The organism is Burkholderia cepacia (assembly GCF_029962485.1).
Taxonomy (GTDB): domain Bacteria; phylum Pseudomonadota; class Gammaproteobacteria; order Burkholderiales; family Burkholderiaceae; genus Burkholderia.
This window is the reverse complement of the sequence record NZ_CP073637.1, coordinates 753352-777947: the sequence shown is the minus strand read 5'-3', so window position 1 is coordinate 777947 and position 24596 is coordinate 753352. Positions and strand designations below refer to the sequence as shown.

Annotated in this window: 21 protein-coding genes; 12 read left to right on the top strand and 9 right to left on the bottom strand. The window is 61.7% G+C overall.

Annotated elements, in window-relative coordinates:
* Positions 1–17: 17 nt before the first annotated feature.
* The 5 genes from KEC55_RS03575 to KEC55_RS03555 form a co-directional block, all read right to left on the bottom strand.
* The gene (locus KEC55_RS03575; RefSeq protein ID WP_282506768.1) at positions 18–2738 is read right to left on the bottom strand and encodes a glycosyltransferase; all 2721 of its coding nucleotides are present in this window, start codon (positions 2736–2738) and stop codon (positions 18–20) included.
* Positions 2739–2758: 20 nt separating this feature from the next.
* Entirely contained in the window at positions 2759–3412 is a 654-nt protein-coding gene (locus tag KEC55_RS03570) for an ABC transporter ATP-binding protein (protein ID WP_282506766.1), read from the bottom strand.
* A gap of 9 nt (positions 3413–3421) precedes the next feature.
* Positions 3422–4216, bottom strand: a complete 795-nt coding sequence (locus KEC55_RS03565) for an ABC transporter permease (protein ID WP_124680602.1) — start codon at positions 4214–4216, stop codon at positions 3422–3424.
* Positions 4206–5312, bottom strand: a complete 1107-nt coding sequence (locus tag KEC55_RS03560; protein ID WP_282506765.1) for a hypothetical protein — start codon at positions 5310–5312, stop codon at positions 4206–4208. Before KEC55_RS03560 ends, KEC55_RS03565 begins: the two co-directional genes overlap by 11 nt.
* Before the next feature lie 73 nt (positions 5313–5385).
* The gene (locus tag KEC55_RS03555; RefSeq protein WP_282506764.1) at positions 5386–6558 is read right to left on the bottom strand and encodes a polysaccharide biosynthesis/export family protein; all 1173 of its coding nucleotides are present in this window, start codon (positions 6556–6558) and stop codon (positions 5386–5388) included.
* Between the two features lie 154 nt (positions 6559–6712).
* Between KEC55_RS03555 and KEC55_RS03550 the strand changes: the two genes are divergently transcribed.
* From KEC55_RS03550 to KEC55_RS03535, 4 genes are all read left to right on the top strand, one after another.
* A complete protein-coding gene (locus KEC55_RS03550) occupies positions 6713–7864 on the top strand; it encodes a glycosyltransferase family 4 protein (RefSeq protein WP_282506763.1) in 1152 nt (383 codons plus the stop codon).
* Positions 7861–9789: a capsular biosynthesis protein gene (locus tag KEC55_RS03545; protein WP_282506762.1), complete on the top strand. Its 1929-nt coding sequence runs from the start codon at positions 7861–7863 to the stop codon at positions 9787–9789. The genes KEC55_RS03550 and KEC55_RS03545 overlap by 4 nt, the downstream gene beginning before the upstream one ends.
* Before the next feature lie 465 nt (positions 9790–10254).
* Positions 10255–11682, top strand: coding sequence for a mannose-1-phosphate guanylyltransferase/mannose-6-phosphate isomerase (locus KEC55_RS03540; protein ID WP_282506761.1), 1428 nt, complete (start codon positions 10255–10257; stop codon positions 11680–11682).
* A 200-nt stretch (positions 11683–11882) separates the two neighbouring features.
* Positions 11883–12695, top strand: coding sequence for a mechanosensitive ion channel family protein (locus KEC55_RS03535; RefSeq protein ID WP_282506760.1), 813 nt, complete (start codon positions 11883–11885; stop codon positions 12693–12695).
* An 85-nt stretch (positions 12696–12780) separates the two neighbouring features.
* Here KEC55_RS03535 and KEC55_RS03530 read toward each other — a convergent pair whose 3' ends face one another.
* Positions 12781–13464, bottom strand: a complete 684-nt coding sequence (locus tag KEC55_RS03530; protein ID WP_282506759.1) for a DedA family protein — start codon at positions 13462–13464, stop codon at positions 12781–12783.
* 183 nt (positions 13465–13647) lie between these two features.
* Here KEC55_RS03530 and mutL point away from each other — a divergent pair, with 183 nt between their 5' ends.
* Both mutL and miaA read left to right on the top strand, forming a co-directional pair.
* Positions 13648–15648, top strand: a complete 2001-nt coding sequence (gene mutL, locus KEC55_RS03525; RefSeq protein ID WP_282506757.1) for a DNA mismatch repair endonuclease MutL — start codon at positions 13648–13650, stop codon at positions 15646–15648.
* Positions 15645–16622 carry a tRNA (adenosine(37)-N6)-dimethylallyltransferase MiaA gene (gene miaA, locus KEC55_RS03520; RefSeq protein WP_282506756.1) on the top strand — a complete coding sequence of 326 codons (978 nt, stop codon included), beginning with the start codon at positions 15645–15647 and terminating at the stop codon, positions 16620–16622. The genes mutL and miaA overlap by 4 nt, the downstream gene beginning before the upstream one ends.
* A gap of 5 nt (positions 16623–16627) precedes the next feature.
* On the opposite strand, the gene tetR is transcribed toward miaA, so the two are convergent.
* Positions 16628–17260 carry a tetracycline resistance transcriptional repressor TetR gene (gene tetR / locus KEC55_RS03515; RefSeq protein WP_282506755.1) on the bottom strand — a complete coding sequence of 211 codons (633 nt, stop codon included), beginning with the start codon at positions 17258–17260 and terminating at the stop codon, positions 16628–16630.
* A gap of 61 nt (positions 17261–17321) precedes the next feature.
* On the opposite strand from tetR, the gene tet reads away from it, so the two are divergent.
* Positions 17322–18512: a Tet(A)/Tet(B)/Tet(C) family tetracycline efflux MFS transporter gene (gene tet / locus KEC55_RS03510; protein ID WP_282506754.1), complete on the top strand. Its 1191-nt coding sequence runs from the start codon at positions 17322–17324 to the stop codon at positions 18510–18512.
* Between the two features lie 39 nt (positions 18513–18551).
* Here tet and KEC55_RS03505 read toward each other — a convergent pair whose 3' ends face one another.
* Positions 18552–18947: a YybH family protein gene (locus KEC55_RS03505; protein ID WP_282506753.1), complete on the bottom strand. Its 396-nt coding sequence runs from the start codon at positions 18945–18947 to the stop codon at positions 18552–18554.
* 107 nt (positions 18948–19054) lie between these two features.
* A complete protein-coding gene (gene purM, locus KEC55_RS03500; protein WP_282506752.1) occupies positions 19055–20110 on the bottom strand; it encodes a phosphoribosylformylglycinamidine cyclo-ligase in 1056 nt (351 codons plus the stop codon).
* A gap of 250 nt (positions 20111–20360) precedes the next feature.
* On the opposite strand from purM, the gene hda reads away from it, so the two are divergent.
* From hda to KEC55_RS03475, 5 genes are read left to right on the top strand one after another with little or no spacing between them, the layout of a single operon-like run.
* Positions 20361–21095, top strand: coding sequence for a DnaA regulatory inactivator Hda (gene hda, locus KEC55_RS03495; RefSeq protein WP_244137788.1), 735 nt, complete (start codon positions 20361–20363; stop codon positions 21093–21095).
* 11 nt (positions 21096–21106) lie between these two features.
* The gene (locus KEC55_RS03490; RefSeq protein WP_034182802.1) at positions 21107–21784 is read left to right on the top strand and encodes an HAD family hydrolase; all 678 of its coding nucleotides are present in this window, start codon (positions 21107–21109) and stop codon (positions 21782–21784) included.
* 5 nt (positions 21785–21789) lie between these two features.
* On the top strand, positions 21790–23328 hold the full coding sequence (pcnB, locus tag KEC55_RS03485) for a polynucleotide adenylyltransferase PcnB (protein ID WP_282506751.1): 1539 nt from the start codon (positions 21790–21792) through the stop codon (positions 23326–23328).
* Positions 23329–23363: 35 nt separating this feature from the next.
* Complete coding sequence (folK, locus tag KEC55_RS03480) at positions 23364–23906, top strand: 2-amino-4-hydroxy-6-hydroxymethyldihydropteridine diphosphokinase (protein ID WP_282506749.1); 543 nt, start codon at positions 23364–23366, stop codon at positions 23904–23906.
* Positions 23903–24589 (top strand): deoxynucleoside kinase, encoded by a 687-nt coding sequence (locus KEC55_RS03475; protein ID WP_282506748.1) that lies wholly within the window; start codon positions 23903–23905, stop codon positions 24587–24589. The genes folK and KEC55_RS03475 overlap by 4 nt, the downstream gene beginning before the upstream one ends.
* Positions 24590–24596: the final 7 nt, after the last annotated feature.

The following is a 24596-nucleotide window of genomic DNA, read 5'->3' as shown; positions in this document are numbered from 1 at the left end:
CGACGACCGACAACAGATCAGGAATACAGCCCCTTATTAATCAGATACATAGAATTTTCAATAACTCTGACGTGTGCCTTTTCGCCGATTCCTTTCTGAGCAGGAAGAAATTTGGCAACCAAGCGTAGCAAGGGCATACGCCAGATTCTGTAGCTATGCAGACACCGATCCAGTGCATCAAATGAAATTTGATTCGTCTTCGCTTCGCTCGACAAGCGCAACCTATCAAGAACTTCAAGCTTGGCAATGCCAGTCCGTATCAAATCCGTGTAATGCCTCAATCCTTCTGAATCTACTGTCCGGCGTAGCAACATCCAGTATGCAGCTCGCACAAAATCAGCATCATGGAGTTTCATCAAATTACGCAAATCTCCATCATCATAGGCCGGCTTCACCACCGGGATAAGCTCGCGCCTCCCCGAAAGATACTCGACTTCGACGAGAAAATTCGGATCCAAATTGAGAAATTCCGTAAACTTGACGCTTAAAGCGGATGCATCCGCGCCACCACGATACAGCGGAGCCCCTCCCTCATCGACACACACAGTGCCGGAAGTACCGGGCCCGTTCTCAGCTGACTTTGAGTCATTTACCGCAACAGCGGTCAAAATCTCCGTCAGCGACGGGCTTGTTATGACGCGAATGATCGGTAAAACTGATTTCTGGTAGTAGTCGTTCAAATCCGGATGCAAGTTCAATGAATCTGGATTGCATCCCTTTGAAATTGCTTCATCGATCGTCTCCTTGGCGCTCGCATAAAAACTAAGCAGCGCCTCACCCTTCAGACGATTCGAATGAAAAACGAAATCGAAAAATTGATGGACGTAATAGAAGTGCGAGAACTTATCGAACAAACCCATGCGCTCGAGTTCGCTCTTGATTTTCGCGTAATTTACAAAATGCGCCTTCTCTTTTCCATTTGCCGCACTGGATGATCCCGTGGCAAATACTCGATAATTATAAAAAGGCCGATCAACCAGAATCACCTCATCAGTGCTGGCATACGTAACAAATTTCCAGACAACGTCCTGAAATGCGGCACCACTGGTCTCAAGCATCTTTATATCATGCTTGTCTAGAAATCTTTTCTTGTATATCGCCGACCAAATCGATGACTCATAGATCATCAATTCGAGAGATTCAGTAGGTTTCACCGAACTCTGACCTGGCTGCACGAGATGCCGGAAATTATGTGCTGCAGGCGCCTTGCCATCATGATGCTTCGCAAAACTACCTTTAACGATATTGGCATCAGACGTCTTTGCCGTATCGTAAAGAGTTTCGAGCATGTCAGGCTCGATCCAGTCGTCGGTTTCGACGATCGCGATGTATTCTCCGCGCGCCTTCATCAACCCGGCATTCACCGCCGCCCCATAACCTTTATTCGGTTGATGGATGGGCTTGACACGGAAATCCTCGGATGCAAATCTGTCCATGATTTCGCCGCATCGATCCGGACTCCCGTCATCAACAGGAATAATCTCGATGTTCCGAAGCGTCTGGTTAGTTACACTCGCGAGACACTGTTCGAAGTATTTTTCAACCTTGAAAGTTGGCATCACGACTGAAATCGTAGGGCGCAAATCTGCGATCTGATCGATATATTTCGCAATCGTCAACTTTTGAAGCAAATTATCAAATACGACTCGGCTTTCTTTTCGCATGCCATCGAGCATGGATCTGTTCTTGATCACCATGCCGATTTGAATCGCCACGCTTTTTATGGAGTCAGCTTGGTGATACGGCGCCGTCACTGGCACACCAGTGCTTGCGTGCTTCGTACATACAAATGGCACCCCGAACGAGAATGCTTCGATACACTTGACCTTTATCCCCGAAACAAGAGTATCCGGATTGACAAACAGATCACAATCTCGATAAAAATCGGCAAGATTCTCAACGCGACCGACGATTTCAACACCCGGAGGTAAGGCTTCTTTTTTGAGTGATGCACATATCGACCCCGCAATCCTCAGTTGGACTGGCAGCGAAAAATCAATATGCGAAATCAGCTCCAATATTGCGACGACGTTCGGAGCATGACTCGACCCAATATATCCAACGACGAGCTTTTTATCCGCCGGCCTCGAATTCAGGTAGCGCTTTGGCGGCAAATAATAAACCGTATCGACCTTCTTTTCCGGCTGCACCAAGCTACCGAAGAACTTAGCCTCGTCCGGTTGCAGCGCAATGATATAATCTGCCCGATTCAGCGCCTTTGCCTCTTCCTCCGGCGTAACGGAGAAATCAAGGCGAGTCACGCCACGATCAACAAGCTTCTTGTTTCTATGAGTAAATACGTCGTGCGTACACAAAATCTTCTTCGTGCGCTCCGTCAAACCCAAAAAAGCACGAGACAAGAAAATGTAATTACAAACGCAAATATCGAAATTGAACCACGCATCAAGTTGCTCGACGAACAGCGGCAACTCCTCTCCGGCCCAATCATCAATGCCATTCGAAAAATCGGGAGTAACACCATCCGGCATTTTCCCGAATTCGACGGATTGATTCTTCAGGCAATATACGTGATGCCAGTAATGATTTCCCGGGCGATAACTTGCATCGTTATATGTCAACGCGTGAACGACGTACCCAAGATTATACAAAGTACGAGATAATTCACTGAAAATGAGGCTCGCTGCATCATGGCCGAAAAACGGCAATATTATTAGTGCATGTCTCGCCTTCTTTTCCACGGCATGCGGAATCGGCGGATAAATATAACTGCCAGCCATCAAAACCCTCTCCAGTAAAATTATAATGCTTCGTAAATCTGGATTGCTTCGTCTACCGAATCGCAAATCTTCAGCACACCGTTATCCAAAACTGCGGCCCTATCACAGTGATTCCGGATCAAATCGGTTTGGTGTGCGACGATGATCATGGCGCGATCAGCTCGCTTCTCAAACAGCTCGACATTACATTTCTGATGGAAGCGATGATCCCCGACGGACATGCCCTCGTCGATCAAAAAACAATCGAACTCAATCGACATCGAAATGGCAAACGCTAGGCGCGAAGCCATACCCGACGAGTACGACTTGACTGGTTCGTTGAGATATCCGCCCAACTCAGCAAAATCTTCGACCAGGTCAAGCGTTTTTCGATAATCGACATCGTAGACACGCGAAATCAGGCGGACATTGTCCTTGCCCGTCAAACTCCCCTGAAATGTCCCCCCAAAGGCCAAAGGCCATGAGACCGACATCGATTTGGTGATCTCACCCGCGTGCGGTCGATCTGAACCGCTAATGATCCGAATCAATGTGGACTTCCCTGCTCCATTGCGCCCGAGAATTCCCCATTTCTCTCCAGATTGAACGCGAAAATTGATGCCTTTTAGCACCTCTCGCTCCGCGCGACCATGATGTATGGGATAGCGCTTGCTGACATTACGCAATTCGATCAAGGGCCACTCCTAGTGCAACTGCACACGCCGAATTGCGACATGTGCTATCGACAAAGCAAATAGCGTGAAAAACGATAGTACGAAGAATGTGTATCCCAAGTTATACATCGTAGGCATACGCGCCCCGTAATATCCATGATGAAAATATTCCACCGCGTCAACCAAGGGAAAATAGATCATCATCTCTCCGATATGCGGCGGAAGGAGATATGTCGGCACAAACACCCCGGTAAACGGCAGCATCAGATACAAGATCACGTGTGACACTCGTTCGATGCTTTCGCTCAATTCCGACAACGCCGCCATCGTTATGACAAAACAAAACGAGAACCACATCACGAGAAAGTATCCAACGAGCATCGCCAACAAATCTGCAGGGAGGTGACAAATACCGATTATCACCAACACTGTATACAGAACAAGAAATGATGCTGTCCCACCTGCAAATTCGAGAACAATGCGCGAATAAAGAATGTCCATAGGACGGATCGGCTTGTGATGCAAGAGCGCGCGATTGAATTCGATGGCCTTTAGCAGGCGAGCCGTCGTGTTTCTCCAAAATAAAATTGTTGGATAGCTCACAGCCAAATACTCGGCCACCGAGTACCCAGTCATTTTCTCTGTATGACTGAAAATAAGCATCACCCCGACGATAAACATCGCAGGCTCAGCCATCAGCCACAATACTCCTAGGCCCTCTCGTCCGAAGCGAGTAATCATTTCGCGCATAACCAGCGCCCAGATTACACGGCGCTGGATCTGTAATTGAGCCCAGAACGTAGGCGGGCGGTATTCAGCGGTCATAATGCTCTTTCACCCCACCAATCACAATGGTCAGCACACCCCACAAGACCACACCAAGCAGGAAGGTCGCGAGAATACTTCGGCCACGGCGTGGCGACATCGCGTAATCGGGCAAGTTGGGAGAGGCGATCCGTTCGAGGTAGAGTTGCTTACGTTCGGCCTCGGTTCGCGCCTGCTCGAGCGAACTGATTGCGCTCGCGAGGATTTTATCAGCAAACTCTTTCTCCAGCGTCAGTCGTTGGAACTCTGCTGCCTTACTGGCGAGTGAATGTCCGGACTCACTGGTGACATGTTGGCTCACTTGATCAATGGCCTTTTGCAACAGAACTGCGCGTTCCCGCAAATTAGGCAGACCGGGGTTGGCTGGCGATAACCGTTCCATTTCGGCAATTTGCACACGGGTCGTGATCAACTGATCCTGGAGCTTGCCTACCTGCTGCAATGGAATCGACGATTGACGTTCCGGATCAATCACGCCAGCTGTATTCCGGTAATTTGCCAATGCGAGTGCAGCAATACGATCTTTTTCTTTCGCGGCGTCTACATCGCGTTGCGCCGAGCTAATCAAATCAAGGCGAGCTCGCTCATTCATCTGATTGACAATTTGCTCACTCAGATCTAGCAAACGCTTATTCATATTCCAAGCCAGCTTCGCATCAAAGGCATGAGTATTGAGTGTCACAATGGAAGCATTTGCATCAACCTGAACATCGACAATTTTCTCGGTATAGTATCGATAGAATTCTTCGACGCTATCATTCCAGCTCAATCCAGCGAAGCGATTGAAAAAATCGATCGACTTGTTCTGAAATGCCGATTTGATGTGCTGCTCCTGATTCAGCAGTGCCATCGCATCACGCGACAGAATGTAATTCTGTACCGTATACGAATCTTCGGCCGACCGAGAAGCGCCTCCAACACTTTTCAGCAATCCCCCGAGCATCGGTACGCTCGAGGTCGACGGGCTACGGATCAGGAAGCTACTGACCGATGTGTACTGGTCGCTTGCAACCAGTCCGAAGTAGATCAACGCAATTCCGGTAGGCACCACTACCGTAAAGAGAAACAACCGATTAATACGCTGCAAAAAATTCATAAACAGTCCGCGATAGATCTTTGATAAATACTTTCCGCTTTTCAGCCAATTCCCGGCAACCTACCACACCTGCTTACTTGAACGTTTGAACGCCGGACACAATCGGATACGCGACAGAGAACACCAGATTCAGCACCTTTTGAAGCTCCGTGATCGGTGCATTCGAGACGTAGAGAAGATCCTTGTTGTTCATCATGAAGCTTTGCGCCACAAAGAAGGAATTCGGATCCCTCAAGTTAACGCGATAAATGACAGGAACCTTTCCATCAACAGTCGTCCGAACCGGCTCGGTCGGCCAGTTGAGCGCCCGCTTATCCTCCAGCCGGAAAACGAATACACCCTGGACGTCGGCACGAGAATCTTGCAAACCGCCCGCCCGCGCCATTGCCTGTGCCAGGGTTATGCCCTGACCCTCAAAGTTGATTTCCGCATTCTTGCCGGTTGCCCCAAAGGCCGTGAGACTGTAAGGCTCGTAGAGCGCAGTCACGACATCCCCAGCGCGGAGATGCACGTTCTGACGGGGATTGCGGATGATCGATTGCAAGGGCTCCGACGCCACCGCCTGACCGCGCGTGACCTGGATCAACACCTTGTCGACAGGCTGCTTGGCCCCGCCCGCAGATGCAAGCGCATCAAGCACACGCTCCCGCCGCGCGCTGAGCTGCATACGGGTACTGCTGACCACATCCCCCACAACCGTGACATAGGATGTTTCGTTGCGAGCCAGTTGAACCAGAACTTGCGGGTCGTGCGCAATGGGTTTCAGACGACCGGCGATATAAGCCTGCAATTCACTCGGCGATCGACCTCGCGCCTTAACCGCTCCGACGAACGGGATGTTGATGTTCCCGTCACCATCGATGACCTGAACCGGCAACTTGGTCACGCGCGCGCCGGTTGGCGCACTCCCGGTGGCCAGGTCAGTCGTGCTGCCCCCGAACAGCGTCGCCGGAGGTGCCTCCCAGATCGACACCTCCACGACGTCACCTACGCCAAGTTGCTGCTGAAATGACGTATCGTCACCCAATACAGACGCAAAATCTGCGTTGTTACGGTCAGCGTAGAGTCGGCGGGCGACGTCCTCCGTCAAGTCAACGATCTGGATTCCCTGGGGACTATTCTGCGCACCGGCATCGCTGATCTGCGAGCGGCTCGGCCCCGAAGTCGGGATACTCGAACAGGCACTTAGTCCTATCACACCACCGGCAATAAGCGTCGCCCACGCACTGCGATATACACTTGACATATTTTTGGAGGTCCGTTCACGTCATTCAAATTGCGACCCGGATTGTCTCACGAGGTAGATTAATTTTGCGTTTCTTAGTCAGAATTCGTAGAATGGCGGGATTCGAACGGCCCGGCCTGCAATCAGGTCGCTCACAAAGACATTACACTCCGCCGTGTTGAATATCTGTCTAGATATATCCAGATTGCTGTCGCGCCTTGCTGACGGCTTGTTGCCAACTGGCGTCGATCGCGTCGGCCTCGCATATGTCGAGCATTATCGACCTCGTGCCCGCGCGATTTTGAGTGAACTCGGCTATTCGAAAGTGCTCTCCCGAGCAGACTCTGAACGCGCTTTCGATCTGCTGCTCGGTCCGACACCGACCCGCACCACGATTCGAACGCTCGTCATGCGTGGCATCCTGGCGCCGCGTCGCGAGCGACTCGACGATGCGGTTCTGTTGCATACGAGTCACAGCGGCATGGAGCGCGTCCGCTACCACCGCGCAATGCGACAGCGCAATATCCGGTCGGTCTTCATGGTGCATGACCTGATCCCGCTCACTCACGCGGAATACTGCCGCCCCGGCATCGACTCGGCGCATCGCCAACGTATCCATACTGCACTACGTCACGCCGACGGTCTGATCGCGAACTCCCAGGACACGCTGGGCGCACTCGAAACCGAGGCCAATCGCGCCGATCTTCCATTGCCGCCCAGCGTCGTGGCCCGGCTCGCACCAGGCATTACCTCCCGCGACGACGCGCCGCCTCCGCTCGATGGTCCGTACTTCGTGATGCTCGGTACGATCGAACCACGCAAGAATCACTGGTTCATGCTGCACGTCTGGCGCCGGCTCGTCGAAACGCTCGGTGAACGTGCACCCAAGCTCGTCGTCATCGGGCGCCGCGGCTGGGAATGCGAGAACGTCGTGGACATGCTCGAGCGCTGCGATGCGATCAAAAGTGTCGTCATCGAAGAATCGAGTTGCAGCGACACACGTCTGCGCGCCTGGTTGCAACACGCGCGTGCGCTGGTTTTCCCGTCGTTCGTCGAGGGTTATGGCATGCCGCTTGTCGAGGCGCTTACGTTGGGCGTTCCGGTATTGGCCAGCGATATCGGCGTATTTCACGAGATCGCGGACGACACCCCGGATTATCTGGACCCGCTCGACGGTCCGGGCTGGATTGCACGGATTCGCGCCTATTCGCAAAGCGACAGTGCCGAGCGCACAGCTCAGCTGGCTCGCATCGCTCACTTCCAGGCACCGACGTGGCATCAGCATTTCGAGCAGGTGGATCGTTTTCTGGAAACGTTTTCCCAATGAACGTCGCAACGTGCGGCCCCACCCGCTCGCGCCTGCATCTCTGGTCGAACGGCATCATGCCTCGTCGCGCCGGCCCCGATTTGTCCTGGTTCGCCGCACCGCTTGCCGAGCAAACCGCGCAGGCCTGGATCGCCTGCATCGACGCCGCTCTGGCCGAACGCCGTGCACCGCACGCCCCCCAGGACGTACACACGTTGATGGAGCGCTTCCGCGGTGCGTGCGTATTCGATCCGCCCGATCTTGCGCCGCGCGTTCACCCCGATCTGCTCGAACACACCCGTACCACGCGAGTGCTCCTGATCGACGAGCCGCTGCCGGACAGCTTGAGCCGCTCGAAATCCGGGCGAATCAGGCAGTTCGCCGATATGGTGGACGCCGTTCATCGCGAACATCCCGACTCGGAAATCTGGCTCGCCCGTAGCGGCGTCCGACGTGCTGGCGAATACCTCTCTTCGCATGTTTCCCTGCCGGCAAAGCGGCTTCGGCAACTCGACGCAAGCGGGTCCCTCTGCGCATCCATCGCACACTTCGATCACGTCTACACGGTTTCCGCCGGGGAAGGCCTGCAGGCGTTGCTTCACGGCATTCCGTTGCATGTGTTCGGAAACCCGTACTACGCGGGGTGGGGCCTGACGCACGACCATGCCCCACAACCGGTGAGAAACACGCAGGCGTCGCTGGACACGCTCTTCGCCACCATATTCCTGCGCCTCGCGCGCCACGTCGATCCGGTCACGCGCAATCCAGGCACGCTCGACGCGCTTCTCGCCACGATCGAAGCTCATCGTGCGGCGATACTGCGCCTCGCCGACTTCCCTCGCCTCGCCGGCATCCGATTCCAATGGTGGAAGCGCCCCTACGCCACGCCATACCTGACAGCCGGTGGCGCCTCCCTGCGCTGGATCGACAGGCCGGAGCAGATGCGCAAGGATGAACACGCGGTTTTATGGGGCGGACGTAGCGCAACCGGGCTGCCGAAAGACACGCCCATGATCCGGCTCGAAGACGGTTTTCTTCACTCGACAGGCCTCGGCTCCGATCACATTGCGCCGTGCAGCCAGATCATCGACCGGCGCGGCATCTACTTCGACGCGACCCGTCCGAGCGATCTGACCGCCATACTCAACACTGCGCACTTCACCGACGCCGAACTGTCCCGCGCGCGCCAGTTGCGTCACGACATCGCCAACCTGGGCGTCACCAAATACAACCTCGGTCGTCGTCGCCCCACGTGGAGCGCCCCGCGCGACCGACGCATCGTGCTGGTGCCCGGCCAGGTCGCCGACGACGCGGCTGTCCGCCTTGGCACGCAGCACATCGCGACTGCCGAGGATCTGCTGCACGAAGTACGCCTGCGCTGCCCGGACGCGTTCATCGTCTACAAGCCGCATCCCGATGTCCTCTCGGGCAATCGACGCGGCCTGATCGACGCAGCGTCGCTCGCCAATGCCGTAGATCGCGACTCGGACCTCATATCCCTTATCGAGATCGCTGACGAAGTGCACACGTTATCGTCGCTATCCGGCTTTGAGGCGCTTATTCGCGGAAAGCGCGTCCATACATATGGACTTCCTTTCTACTCCGGCTGGGGGTTGACACACGACGTGCTCGAGCAACCGTGGCGCGCCCGCGAGCTGACGCTTGATATGCTGACGGCGGGGGTGCTGATTCGATATCCGCTTTATTGGGACTGGTCGCTCGGCCTGTTCACCACGCCAGAAGCAATCGTCCGACAGCTTGCTAATACGGCGTCTCGGCCTCTGGAAAAAATAGAAGGTAATCGTCTACGACTGTTGCGTAAAGCATTCCGCTGGAGCCGAAACGGTCTGTGGCACCTCGTGTGGCAATGCCGAAAAAGTTTCCAGTTGCGAACGCAACCGAACACAACGCCTCAACGGACATATCGCTCGCTTCATGGCAAGTAGAACAATCAAGCTCGAGCCGAGAGGGACTTGAATACCGAATCATTCAATGCTCGTTTCGTCTGAAAAATACGGCCTGAATGACTCAGTCGATCATCGAAAAATCTCCGGATAACAACCGTCAGGCCGCACACAGTGCATACCCCTTACGTGTCAACCACTTAGGCTGGAGATGTCACGTGAGTTTTCCAGGTCAGCCCATAGCCGCTGCAAAGCAACAGTGCTCGCAGGCGCGTTGCCGAAATGGCAAATCGACTCGACCAGCACAGAAGCGAGCGGCTCCGTATGTGGAAATATTGTCTCGTTGAAAGCGCGTATATCCGATCCAACGTCGCGCAGCGCGCCATGAGAATGAAGGACCTGAAAGAAAAATTACGTAAAAAGTCGTTGCCCACAAAACGTTCGCTCAGCCCAGCATGGCAAAATGCGAACCAATTTGTTCGATCTTGCACTGCCTGACATCTAACTATGAACATTTACCCTGTAATCCTGTGCGGCGGCAGCGGTACGCGCCTTTGGCCGATGTCGCGAGGCGGCTACCCGAAGCAATACCTGAAGCTGACGGGCGATCAGACGCTCGTCCAGCAGACGGCGTCCCGCCTTCAGCACATTCCCGGCGCCGCAACCCCCATCGTCGTCACCAACAACGAACAACGCTTCCTCGTCGCGGAACAGCTCCGCCAGGTCAACATCACGCCGTCGTCGATCGTCCTCGAGCCGGTAGGCCGCAACACCGCGCCCGCGATCGCGATCGCGGCGCTGCTCGCCCTGCACGAATCGCCCGACGCACTGCTGTTGGTGCTGCCGTCCGACCACGTCATCTTCAACGAGCCGGCATTCATCGCGGCAGCCAGCGAGGCAGCCGCCATCGCAGCAGACCAGCACCTCGTCACGTTCGGCATCACGCCGACGGAAGCGCACACCGGTTTCGGCTATATCCGTCGCGGCCCGGCCGTCGCGGACGGCAAGCAGGTCTACAAGGTCGACGCGTTCGTCGAAAAGCCCGACGCACCGACAGCCGAGCGCTTCCTCCGCGACGGCAACTACTACTGGAACAGCGGCATGTTCATGCTGAAGGCGTCCACGTACATGGAGGAGTTGCATCGCCATGCACCGGAAATCGCCCGCCAGGCAGAACTCGCGTTCGAATCCGCCAAGCGGGACAACGACTTCGTCCGCCTCGACGCTGACGTGTTCGCGGCCTGCCCGAACGTCTCGATCGACTACGCGGTGATGGAAAAGACCGAGCGCGCAGCCGTCGTCGCGGCGGCCGACCTCGGCTGGAACGATATCGGATCGTGGAGCGCGCTTGCGGACATCGCGGACGCAGACGATCAAGGCAACGCGCTCATCGGCGACATCTTCACCGACTCGGTAAAGAACTCGTATATCCGCGCGGAACACCGGATGGTTGCCGCAATCGGTCTCGACAACATCGTGATCGTGGAAACCGCCGATGCCGTGCTGGTCGCGCATCGCGACAAGGCCCAGGACGTCAAGAAGATCGTCGAATGGCTGAACGCCTCCGGCCGCCACGAATCGGTCACGCACCGTCGCGTCGTCCGCCCGTGGGGTTCGTACGAAGGCATCGACCAGGGCGACCGCTTCCAGGTCAAGCGCATCATCGTGAATCCGGGCGCACAGTTGAGTCTCCAGATGCATCACCACCGCGCCGAACACTGGATCGTCGTGAAGGGCACGGCCATGGTCACGAACGGCGACAAGGAAATCATGCTGACCGAGAACCAGTCGACCTACATCCCGCTCGGCGCAACCCACCGGCTGACGAACCCCGGCAAGATCCCGCTCGAACTGATCGAAGTCCAGTCTGGCGCGTATCTCGGCGAAGACGACATCGTCCGTTTCGAAGACACCTACGGCCGCGCAGCGAAGTAAACACGGCAACTTCCGGGTCACACGCCGCAACCGGCGTCGATCCGATGCACCAGACGGGCAGCACGCACACGCGTCCTGCCCGTCTTTCATTTCGTCAAGCAACGTAAGACAGGTTGCCCACCCCTCCCAGCTCAGGTTATAAAAGCGCCACCCACCCCGGTGCATGCGCCGCCCTTTTCACCCTTGACTTCGGAGAACGCATGATCGATCTCGCCACCGCCCAGCAATTCCTGATGACCCGCGGCCTCGACTTCGGCCTCAACCTCCTCGCCGCGATCGTATTGTGGTTCGTCGGCCGCTGGGCGATCCGCATCGGTACCCGCCTGCTCGGCAAGGTCGTCCGCCGCAGCGGCAAGGTCGACCCGACGCTCACCGACTACCTGACCTCCGTCGTCGGCGTGCTGCTGACGATCCTGCTGATCCTCGCGATCCTGCAGATCTTCGGCGTGCAGACCACCTCATTCGCCGCGCTGCTCGCCGGCCTCGGCCTCGCGATCGGCACGGCCTGGGGCGGCCTGCTCGCGCACTTCGCCGCGGGCGTATTCATGCAGGTGCTGCGCCCGTTCAAGATCGGCGACGTGATCAACGCGGGCGGCGTCACCGGCACGGTGAAGGAGCTCGGCCTGTTCGGCACGACGATCGTCACCCCCGACAACATCGTCACGATCGTCGGCAACAACAAGATCTTCTCGGACAACATCGCCAACTACAGCGCGACGTCGTACCGTCGTGTCGACCTGACCGCGAAGATCGCGAACGGCGTCGATGCGGTTGACGCGATCAACCGCCTGAAGACGTCGATCCAGCAGATCCCGAACGTGCTGACCAACCCGGCACCGGACGTCGGCGTGTTCCAGTTCACGCCGGAAGGCCCGTTGCTGTTCGTGCGCCCGTCCACGGCGCCCGAGAACTACTGGCAGGTGTACTGCGACACCAACCGCGTGATCCTCGAGACGTTCCGCGACGCGCAATACCCGACGCCCGAAACGCCGGTCTCGCATCGCAACGCGTAACGGCCTCACCGGACGAAAAAAAAGCGTGGCAATTGGAATTGCCACGCTTTTTTATTGCAGCGAAAAGGAAGAGAAACGCGCGCGCTCAGCGCCCACCCGCCTTCGGCACATTATCCGACTGCTTTCCGCGTACCAGCTTCCACACCGCGCCGAGCGCGACCGGCACGATGGCCGCACCGATACCGACCAGCACGATCACGTTCAGGTACTGGCGGATGAACGGGATGTTGCCGAAGAAATAGCCGAGCAGCACGAGCAGCAGCACCCAGACCAGCGCACCGATCACGTTGAAGAGCTGGAAGCGCGCGGCACTCATCGTCGACGCGCCCGCGACGAACGGCGCGAACGTGCGCACGACCGGGATGAAGCGTGCGAGCACGATCGTCTTGCCGCCGTGCTTGTCGTAGAACGAGTGAGTCTTCTGCAGCGCGGCGCGGTCGAGGAAGCGCTCGAGCACCGGGATATGCGTATTGAACACCTTCGGGCCGACCCAGCGACCGATCAGGTAGTTCACGGTATTGCCGGAGATCGCCGCGACAAGCAGCAGCACGATCAGCGCGCCGACGTTCATTTCGCCCGTCGCCGCGAACGCGCCGCCGATGAACAGCAGCGAATCACCCGGCAGGAACGGGAACACGACGAGCCCCGTCTCGCAGAACACGATCAGGAACAGCACGAGATAGACCCACGCGCCGTACTGCCGGATGAAGTCGCCGAGGAAGGCGTCGATATGCAGGACAAGGTTGACGAAATGAAGCAGCGTATCCAAATGCGATTCCTCGAAGGCGATAGGGCCGGAACGGCCGGAAAAGGCCAGAAATGGCGGAGGCGCCCGCCAGCCAAGGCGGCGCGCGCAACGGAGTCATGATACCGAAACTACCTTAAGGCTCCGTGAAAAAACGTAACGGTTCGCCGCCCCGGCATGCCTGCGCGGCCTCGCTATAATTCGGCCATGTCCGAAATCACCGAAACGGCCGCGGGCGACACGCCCGCCCCCGCTCCGCGCCCGCTGCGCGCGATCCAGCCCCTGCCCGACCAGCTGATCAGCCAGATCGCCGCCGGCGAGGTCGTCGAACGCCCGGCGTCGGTCGTCAAGGAGCTGCTCGAGAACGCAATGGACGCCGGCGCGACGTCGCTGCGCATCGTGCTGGAAGAAGGCGGCGTGAAGCGCATCTCGATCACCGACGACGGCTGCGGGATCCCGCCCGACGAGCTGGCGCTCGCGCTGATGCGCCATGCGACCAGCAAGATCCGCTCGCTCGAGGAGCTCGAAGCCGTCGCGACGCTCGGGTTCCGCGGCGAAGCGCTCGCGTCGATCGCGTCGGTCGCCGAGATGTCGATCACGAGCCGCACGGCCGATGCCGCGCACGCGATGAAGATCGATGCGCAGACGGGCGTGCTGTCGCCCGCCGCCGGCTCGACCGGCACGACGATCGAGGTGCGCGAGCTGTACTTCAACACGCCCGCGCGGCGCAAGTTCCTGAAAAGCGAGCAGACCGAATTCGGCCACTGCCTGGAAATGATCCGCCGCGCGGCGCTGGCGCGGCCGGACGTCGCGATCTCGGTGCTGCACAACGGCAAGGCCGTCGAGCACTGGAATGCGACCGAGCCCGCGCAGCGCGTCGCGAAGATCCTCGGTGACAGCTTCGCGACCGCGCACCTGCCGCTCGACGAACAGGCCGGCCCGCTGGCCGTCTACGGCTGCGCCGGGCTGCCGACCGCAAGCCGCGGGCGCGCCGACCAGCAATATTTCTTCGTCAACGGCCGCTTCGTGCGCGACAAACTGCTGACGCACGCGGTGCGCGCGGCCTACGAGGACGTACTGCACGGCGACCGCTACCCGTCGTACGTGCTGTTCCTCGACCTGCCGCCCGAAGCCGTCGACGTGAACGTGCATCCGTCGAAGATCGAGGTACGCTTCCGCGATTCGCGCTCGATCCACCAGTACGTGTTCCATGCGGTCCAGCGCGCGCTCGCGCGCCACGCGGGCGCGTCGCCGGAAACCACGGCGGGCGGCCACGCCGCGCATATCGAACCCACGCCGCGCGGGCCGTCGTCGTTTCTCGACACGCCGCTCGGACAGAGCCAGGGCCACGCGACCGGCGGCAGCGCCGGCATCGGTGGTAGCGGCTTCTCGTCGCCGTCGTCCTCGTCGTCAGGCAACACCTGGATGCGCCAGGCACGGATGACGCAGGGCACGCTGCCCGTCGCGCAGCCGCTCGCGCTCTACGACGCCATGTTCGGCCGCAAGGATAGCGGCGCCGGCACGCCGGACGGCACGACGACCATTGCAAGCGATTCGGCCGGCGCACCCGTCGCGCCCTTTCCGGCCTTCACCGCGTCGCCGATCGCCGCCACCACGCACGACGAGCAGCCGCTCGGCTTCGCGCTCGGCCAGATCCACGGCATCTACGTGCTCGCGCAGAACGCGTACGGCCTCGTGATCGTCGACATGCACGCGGCGCACGAACGGATCCTCTACGAACAGTTCAAGAACGCGCTCGCCGACCGCACGGTGGCCGTGCAGGCGCTGCTGCTGCCGATCTCGATGACGGCCACGCCGGTCGAAATCGGCACGGTGGAGGAGGAACGTGACACGCTCGAGTCGCTCGGCTTCGACCTCGCGGTGCTGTCGCCGACGACGCTCGCGATCCGCGCGGTGCCGGCGCTGCTGAAGGATGCCGACCTGCAGTCGCTCGCGCGCGCGGTGCTCGCCGACCTGCACGCGTTCGGCGGCTCGCGCGTGCTCACCGAGCGCCAGCACGAACTGCTCGGCACACTCGCGTGCCATCACGCGGTGCGCGCGAACCGGCGCCTGACGCTCGACGAGATGAACGCGCTGCTGCGCCAGATGGAGGCGACCGAGCGCGCCGACCAGTGCAATCACGGCCGGCCGACCTGGTATCAGCTCACGCTGAACGATCTCGACCGCCTGTTCATGCGCGGCCAATGAGCGCTTCACCGCAATCCTCTCCGACGACGATCGCCTGCCTGCTCGGCCCCACTGCTTCGGGCAAGACAGCCGCGGCGCTGGCGCTCGCCGCGCGCCGCCCGATCGAGATCGTCAGCGTCGATTCGGCGCTCGTCTACCGCGACATGGATATCGGCACCGCGAAACCGTCGCGCGAAGAGCGCGCGAGCGTGCCGCACCACCTGATCGACATCATCGACCCGGCCGACGCGTATTCGGCCGCGGAATTCCGCACGGACACGCTGCGCCTGATCGGCGAGATCGTCGCGCGCGGCCGCACGCCATTGCTCGCAGGCGGCACGATGCTGTACTACAAGGCGCTGACGCAGGGGCTCAACGACCTGCCCGGCGCCGATCCGGACGTGCGCGCGACGCTCGATGCCGAAGCCGAGCGCGATGGCTGGCCCGCGCTTCATGCGCGGCTCGCGCAGGTCGATCCCGACACGGCCGCGCGGCTCGCACCGAACGATTCGCAGCGGATCCAGCGTGCGCTCGAGATCTTCATGCTGAGCGGGCAGCCGATGTCGGTGCTGCTCGCCGCACCGCGCCGCACCGACGATGCGGCCGCGGCGTTCCGCTTCGTGCCGGTCGCGCTCGAACCGTCGGATCGCGCGGTGCTGCACGCACGGATCGCGCAGCGCTTCGACGCGATGCTCGATGCGGGCTTCATCGACGAAGTCGAACGGCTGCGCCGCCGCGAGGATCTCCATCCCGACCTGCCGTCGATGCGCTGCGTCGGCTACCGGCAGGCGTGGGAATTCCTCGACGGCGACACCGATTACCGGACGATGCGTGACAAGGGCATCTTCGCGACGCGTCAGCTCTGCAAGCGCCAGATCACGTGGCTGCGCGCCATGCCCGAGCGGATCGTCGTCGACTGCATCGCGCCGGACTCGACGGCCCGCGCGCTCGACGCGCTCGAACGCGCGCTCGACGGCAGCACGCCGGAAGGCTGACCACGTCAGCCCGCGTGACGCGCCGCAAGGCGTGCACGCGCGCCGTCGACGATCCACGCGATGCCGTGCTCGAACGCGTCGTCGCCGCTGCGCTCGCGCAGCGCGGCCCAGCCCTTCGCGAGCAGCGGATACTCGGCCGCATCCGGCAGCGACGCGTCGGTATCGGCGTCCGGTTCCGCCTGCTCCTCCAGCACCCAGCCGACCACGAAGCGGCCTATCGCAACCATCACGTCGACCGCTTCGTCCGGCGTAAAGCCCGCTTCACCCAACAGCGCGACCTTGCGCTCGATCGAACTGAAATGCAGCGCGCGCGGCCGCGTCCCGGCATGCAGGCGCGCGCCGTCGCGGTAAGCCAGCAGCGCACGACGGAAGCTGCGCGCATTCTCCGCCAGCCACCCATCCCACACGTCGCCCGGCCGCGGTAGCGACGCATCGTGCCGCTCGAGCATGATCGCCTCGGCCATCGCATCGAGCAGCTCGGCCTTGTTCCTGAAATGCCAGTACAGCGTCGGCGACTGCACGCCGAGCCGCTCGGCGAGCCGCCGCGTCGACAATCCATCGATCCCCACTTCATCCAGCAGGTTGAGCGCCGCGCGCAATACCGTGTCGCGCGTCAGTCGCGCCCCTGTGTCCTTCATCTCTATCACCGATAGGGAAACTATGGAATAATCATCACTCTATCACCGATAGAGTCACCTCTTGAATCCGTCCCTGATTGCCATCCTGGCCACGGTCCTGCTCGACGCGATCGGCGTCGGGATCGTGATGCCGATCCTGCCCGGGCTGCTGCGCTCGCTCGCCGGCGCAGGCAGCATCGACACCCATTACGGGATCCTGCTCGCGCTGTACGCGTTCGCGCAGTTCCTGTGCGCGCCGCTGCTCGGCGCGCTGAGCGACCGCTTCGGCCGCCGCCCCGTGCTGCTCGCGTCGCTCGCGGGCGCCGCGCTCGACTACCTGCTGATGGCGCTCGCGCCGACGCTCGCGTGGCTTTACGTCGGGCGGCTGGTCGCGGGCATCACCGGCGCGAACGTCGCGGTTGCGACCGCCTATGTGACCGACGTGACGGCCGAACCCGACCGCGCCCGGCGCTTCGGCCAGCTCGGCGCGATGATGGGTATCGGCTTCATCGCCGGCCCGCTGATCGGCGGGCTGCTCGGCGCGCTGCACGTGCGCGCGCCGTTCGTCGCGGCCGCGCTGCTCAATGCGCTGAATCTCGTGCTCGTCTGGCGCGTGCTGCAGGAATCGCGGCCGCGTTCGGCCCGCGAAGGCCGGACGGTCGGCGCGCACAATCCGTTCGCGAGCCTGCGCCGGCTGAGCGGCGCGCCCGCGCTCGTGCCGCTGATCGGCATCTACGTGATCGTGGCGCTCGTGTCGCAGGCGCCCGCGACGCTGTGGATCCTGTACGGCCAGGAACATTTCGGCTGGTCGACGCCGGTCGCGGGGCTGTCGCTCGCCGGCTACGGCGCGTGCCACGCGCTTGCGCAGGCGTTCGCGATCGGGCCGCTGATCGCGCGGCTCGGCGAGCGGCGTGCGCTCGCGCTGGGCCTCGCGGGCGACGCGCTCGGGCTCGCGGTGATCGCGTTCGCGACCGCCGCATGGGTGCCGTTTGCACTGCTGCCGCTGTTCGCGGCCGGCGGCATGACGCTCCCGGCGTTGCAGGCGATGCTCGCGCGGCAGGTCGACGATGCGCGCCAGGGCGAACTGCAGGGCACGCTCGCGAGCGTGGCCAGCCTGATCGGCGTCGCGGGGCCGCTGGTCGTCACCGCAACCTATGCGGCGACGCGCGCGACATGGCCTGGGCTCGTGTGGGCCATGGCTGCCCTGCTCTACCTGCTCGTGCCACCGTTGCTGGCCGGCGCGCGTCCGGCTAGCGCGCGGCAGTCTGCATGAGCATCTGCGAGCGGGGCGACGGCGCCCGTGCCACCGCGCTCAGTGCACGAGCGTCACGAGATTCGCGTCGCGCACGAGCTGCCAGCGGCCGTCGGTCTTGCGAAAGATCGTCAGCGTATGGCCCGAACGACGGATGGTGTCGCCGCCCGGCGGCGTCGCCTCGATTTCGATGAAATTGCGCATGTACGCCCAGTCGCCGATCACGCGCAGTTCGTCGATCCGGTAGCGGCCGTCGACCTTCGGCGCGTGCTCGGCGCCCACGTTCGCGTCGCGCGACGCAGCCGCGAATGCCGCCTTGTCGAACGGCGGCTTGCCGGCCACCATGAAGATCGCGTCGTCGGAGATCAGGTCGAGCACGGTGGCCAGATCGCCACGCCGGCTCGACACGAACCAGTTTTCCACGAGCGTGCGAATCGCATGTTCGTCTTCGGTCATCGTCGTCCCTCCTTCATCGTCGCGCGTCCGCATGCCACGCGGTGCCCGAAAAAAAAGCCGCCCGGATCGATTCCGGGCGGCTTTCCTTGCTGCATCTGCTGCTGCGGTCAGACCACGACCGTCTGCGCCTCGCCTTCGCGGGTCGCACGCACGGTGCCGATCTTCCACACCTGTTCGCCGGCAGCGGTCAGGTCGGCGATCGCTGCGTCGGCATCGGCCGCCGAGACGATCACGGCCATGCCGATGCCGCAGTTGAACACGCGGTGCATTTCCGCATCGGCGACGCCGCCGTGCTCCTGCAGCCACTTGAACAGCGGCGGCAGCGGCCATGCGTTCTGGTCGAGCTCGGCGGTGAGGCCTTCGCGCAGCACGCGCGGGATGTTCTCGACGAGACCGCCGCCCGTGATGTGCGCCATGCCCTTCACCGACAGCTTCTGCATCAGCGCGAGCAGCGGCTTCACGTAGATGCGGGTCGGCGCCATCAGCGTATCGGCGAGCGAGCGGCCATGGAAATCGGCCGACAGGTCGGGGTTCGCGCGCTCGATGATCTTGCGCACGAGCGAGAAACCGTTCGAGTGGATGCCGCTCGATGCGATGCCCAGCACCACGTCGCCTTCGGCGATCGTGCTGCCGTCGATGATCTTGCTCTTCTCGACCGCACCGACCGCGAAGCCGGCCAGGTCGTATTCGCCGTCCGGGTACATGCCCGGCATTTCAGCCGTTTCGCCGCCGATCAGCGCGCAGCCCGACAGCTCGCAACCCTGAGCGATGCCCTTGACGACCGTGGCGGCCGTGTCGACGTCGAGCTTGCCGCACGCGAAGTAGTCGAGGAAGAACAGCGGCTCGGCGCCCTGCACGAGGATGTCGTTCACGCTCATCGCGACCAGATCCTGGCCGACCGTGTCGTGTTTGTTCAGATGAAACGCCAGCTTGAGCTTGGTGCCCACGCCGTCGGTGCCCGACACGAGCACGGGCTCGTTGTACTTCTTCGGCACTTCGAACAGCGCGCCGAACCCGCCGATGCCGCCGAGCACGCCGTCGCGCAGGGTTTTCTTCGCAAAAGGCTTGATCTTGTCGATGAGCGCGTCGCCCGCGTCGATGTCGACACCTGCGTCGCGATAGGACAGACCCTGAGCGTCAGGAGCGGATTTCGGAGGATTCATGGGGGAATGCGAGAAGGTCGGTAAAATGCGATTTTACCCGAAGCCGGCCCGTTGGCCGGAATTCCCAGCACCGAATCGTCAGGGATTGCATCTTGGTCAACACGTCCCCGTTTTCATCGCCGAGCAAACCGCGCCGAAACCCGCGCGGCGCCGTGCGTGCGGCCGCGCGTGAAGCCCACGGATCCGCAGCCCCCGGCGCGTGCCCGGCGTACGGCGCGCGTATTTTCAACCGACCCGCATTGTGACTGTTGTGTCCCGTCAACTGACGCTCGATCTCGGCACGCCGCCGCCCGCCACGTTCGACAACTTCATCATGAACGAGGAGAACGACGAGCTCATCTCGCGCCTGCAGAAGCTCGACCTCGCGCTCGCGGCGGGCCCCGTGCCGGACCGGTCGTTCTACATCTGGGGCGAGCCCGGCTGCGGCCGCACCCACCTGCTGCAGGCGCTCGTGAGCGACGCGTCGTACGGCTATGCGCGCTATCTCACACCGCAAAGCCCGCTCGGCGCGTTCACGTTCGACCCGCGCATCGGCATCTACGCGATCGACGACTGCGACCGGATGAGCGACACGCAGCAGGTCGCGCTGTTCAACCTGTTCAACGAAGTGCGCGCGCACCCGTCGAGCGCATTCGTCGCGGCGGGCCCCGCGGCGCCGCTCGCGCTCGACGTGCGCGAGGATCTCCGCACGCGCCTCGGCTGGGGGCTCGTGTTCCACCTGTCGCCGCCGTCCGACGCCGGCAAGATCGCGGTGCTCAAGCTCGCCGCGAAGGAGCGCGGGATCGCGCTCACCGACGACATCGCCGCCTACCTGCTGACCCATTTCCGCCGCGACATGCCGAGCCTGATGGCGCTGCTCGACGCGCTCGACCGCTTCTCGCTCGAGCAAAAACGCGCGGTCACGCTGCCGCTGCTGCGCCGGATGCTCGCGCGTCCGGGCGACGACATCACACCATCGGGCACGGGCCCGAACCGCTTCGAGTAAAATGCGCTCCCATGACTAATCTGGCACTCTTTGACCTCGATCACACGCTGATCCCGACCGATAGCGACCACGAATGGGGTCGCTTCATGGTAAAGCTCGGCATCGTCGACGCGGAAAGCTTCTCGCGCCAGAACGATCAGTTCTTCGCCGACTACAAGGCCGGCAAGCTCGACATCCACGCGTACCTGACGGCGATGCTCACGCCGCTCGCGAAGTATTCGCGCGCGCAGCTCGCCGAATGGCACGAGCAGTACATGCACGAGGTGATCCGGCCCGCGATGACGCCCGCTGCGCTCGAACTCGTGCGCAAGCACCTCGATGCGGGCGACCTGTGCTGCGTCGTGACGGCGACCAACGAATTCATCACGCGCCCGATCGCGACCGCGTTCGGCGTCGATACGCTGATCGCGTGCGAGGTCGAGACGACCGACGGACATCCCGACTCACCGTACACGGGCCGGCCGACCGGCACGCCGAGCTACCGCGAAGGCAAGATCGTGCGGACCGAAGCGTGGCTCGCGTCGCTCGGCAAGCACTGGGACGACTTCGCGCACAGCTATTTCTACAGCGACTCGCACAACGACATCCCGCTGCTCGAGAAAGTCACCGACCCGATCGCGACCAACCCTGACGACACGCTGCGTGCGCATGCAAGCACCCGCGGCTGGCGTATCCTCGATCTCTTCTGAACGTCGTGATCAAAAAATTCATCCGCAAGCTGCTCGGCCAGGACGAAACCGAGCAAACGTCACCCGCAGCGGCCCCGGCCGACGAAGCGGCCCCTGCTGCCCCGCGCGCGCCGAAGGGCACTCGCGGCGGCGGCGCGAAAAAGCCGCGCAGCAACCACGAGCCGACCGTCGTGCCGGCCAGCGTGCACGGCATCAATCCGGCGCTGATCTCGAAGAACGCCGTGCGCGTGACCGACACGCTGCAGCAGGCGGGCTTTCGTGCATTCATCGTCGGCGGCGCGGTACGCGACCTGCTGCTCGGCATCGCACCGAAGGACTTCGACGTCGCGACCGACGCGACGCCGACCGAAGTCCAGCGCCTGTTCCGCCGCGCGCGCCTGATCGGTCGCCGCTTCCAGATCGTCCACGTGCAGTTCGGCCAGGAACTGATCGAGGTGTCGACGTTCCGCGCGCTGGTCGATGCGCCGCCCGAGGCGGCCGCCGCCGAGCCGCCGAAGCGCCTGAAGCGCGACGAACTCGATCGCCGCACGCACGCGGTCGACGCGAGCGGCCGCGTGCTGCGCGACAACGTGTGGGGCGAGCAGCATGAAGATGCCGCGCGCCGCGACTTCACGATCAACGCGATGTACTACGACCCGTCGACGCAGACGGTGCTCGACTACCACGACGGGATGGCCGACATGCGCGCCCGCCTGTTGCGGATGATCGGCGATCCGGCCACGCGCTTCCGCGAGGATCCGGTGCGGATGCTGCGCGTCGTGCGTTTCGCGGCGAAGCTCGGTTTCGAGATCGAGCCGCATACGCGCGAGCCGATCAACGCGCTCGCCGACCTGATCAACAACGTGCCGGCCGCGCGCCTGTTCGACGAAATGCTGAAGCTGCTGCTGTCGGGCCACGCGCTCGCGTGCCTGACGCGGCTGCGCAAGGAAGGCCTGCACCACGGGCTGCTGCCGCTCCTCGACGTCGTGCTCGAACAGCCGCAGGGCGAGAAGTTCATCACGCTCGCGCTGAACAACACCGACGCACGCGTGCGGGCCGGCAAGCCGGTGTCGCCGGGCTTCCTGTTCGCGACGCTGCTGTGGCACGACATGCGCCAGCGCTTCGAGCAATACACGGCCGACGGCGAAATTCCGGTGCCGGCACTCCATCGCGCGATGGACGACGTGCTCGACATGCAGACCGAGAAACTGGCGATCCACAAGCGTTATTCGGCCGACATGCGCGAGATCTGGGGCTTGCAGCTGCGCCTCGAGAAACGCTCGGGCCGCAGCGCGATGCGGCTGCTGGAACACCAAAGGTTTAGAGCGGGGTATGATTTCCTCCTGTTACGCTGCGAATCCGGCGAGCTCGATGCGGAAGTCGGACAGTGGTGGACGGATTTCATCGAAGGCGACGCGGCTGCTCGCGAGGCATTGCTCACGCAGGGCGGCTCGAAGGAAAAATCGCCCCGCAAGCGGCGGCGCCGCGGCGGTGCGCGAAACCGCAATCCGGGTGAAGGTGCCGCCGAGCAGGCACCGGATACCTCGGGCGGGTCCGACGACTGACGCGCTCGCCGGCGAACGACGTAGGAAGTGATGCCATGACGGTTGCATATATCGGACTGGGGGCGAATCTCGGCGATGCGCGCCAGACCCTGAAGGACGCGGTGGTGTGCCTCGCGCAGCAGCGCACCATCTCGATCCTCGGCAAATCGAGCCTGTATCGCACGGCGCCCTTCGAAGCGGGCGGCGACGACTACTACAACTGCGTCGTCAAGCTCGACACGACGCTGTCGGCGCGCGAGCTGCTCGCGCTTTGCCAGAAGATCGAACATCACTTCGGGCGCGAGCGCCCGTATCGCAATGCGCCGCGCACGCTCGACCTCGACATCCTGTTGTTCGGCGCCGATTCGATCGACGAACCCGACCTGATCGTCCCGCACCCGCGCCTCACCGACCGTGCGTTCGCGCTTGTGCCGCTCGTCGAGATCGACCCGGCGCTCGACATCCCCGCGCGCGGTCGTGCCGACGCCTTCCTCGCCGCCGTGGCAGAACAGCGCGTCGAAAAGGTGCAAACTTGCCAGTGCCTGATGCAGAAGGCACTCGCCGCCGGCGAAGACGCCGACAAGACCCGCTGCCGATGAACTCGACTCCGCTGACCGTCACCGCGCCCGACCTGCGCGCCCCGCACCGCTATCTCGTCATTGAAGGCCCGATCGGCGTCGGCAAGACGACGCTCGCGCGCCTGCTCGCCGAGCGCTGGTCGATGCAGACGTTGCTCGAACGCCCACAGGACAACCCGTTCCTCGAACGCTTTTACCGCGACACCGCGCGCTACGCGCTGCCCGCGCAGCTGTCGTTCGCGCTGCAGCGCGCGCAGCAGGCACGCGAGCTGATCGGCGCGCTCGAAACGGGCCGCCCCGTCATCGCCGATTTCATGCCGCAGAAGAACGACATCTTTGCGCGGCTGAACCTGCCGGAAGACGAATGGCAGCTGTATCGCTCGGTTGCGACGCACGTCGACGTGCCGCAGGCGCCGTCGCCCGACCTCGTCGTCTATCTGCAGGCGAGCCCCGAAGTGCTGTTCTCGCGCATCCAGAAGCGCGGGCTGCCGATGGAGCTGCAGATCAGCGATGCGTACCTGCGCTCGCTCGTCGACGCGTACAACGAATTCTTCTACCACTACGACCGCACGCCGGTGCTGACGGTCGCCGCGGAACATCTGAACCCGCTGGATTCCCCCGAAGATCTCGCCCTGCTGGTCGAGCGCATCGAGACGATGCGCGGCCGCAAGGAATTCTTCGTCAAGGGCGAGACGACGCGCTGACGCGTCC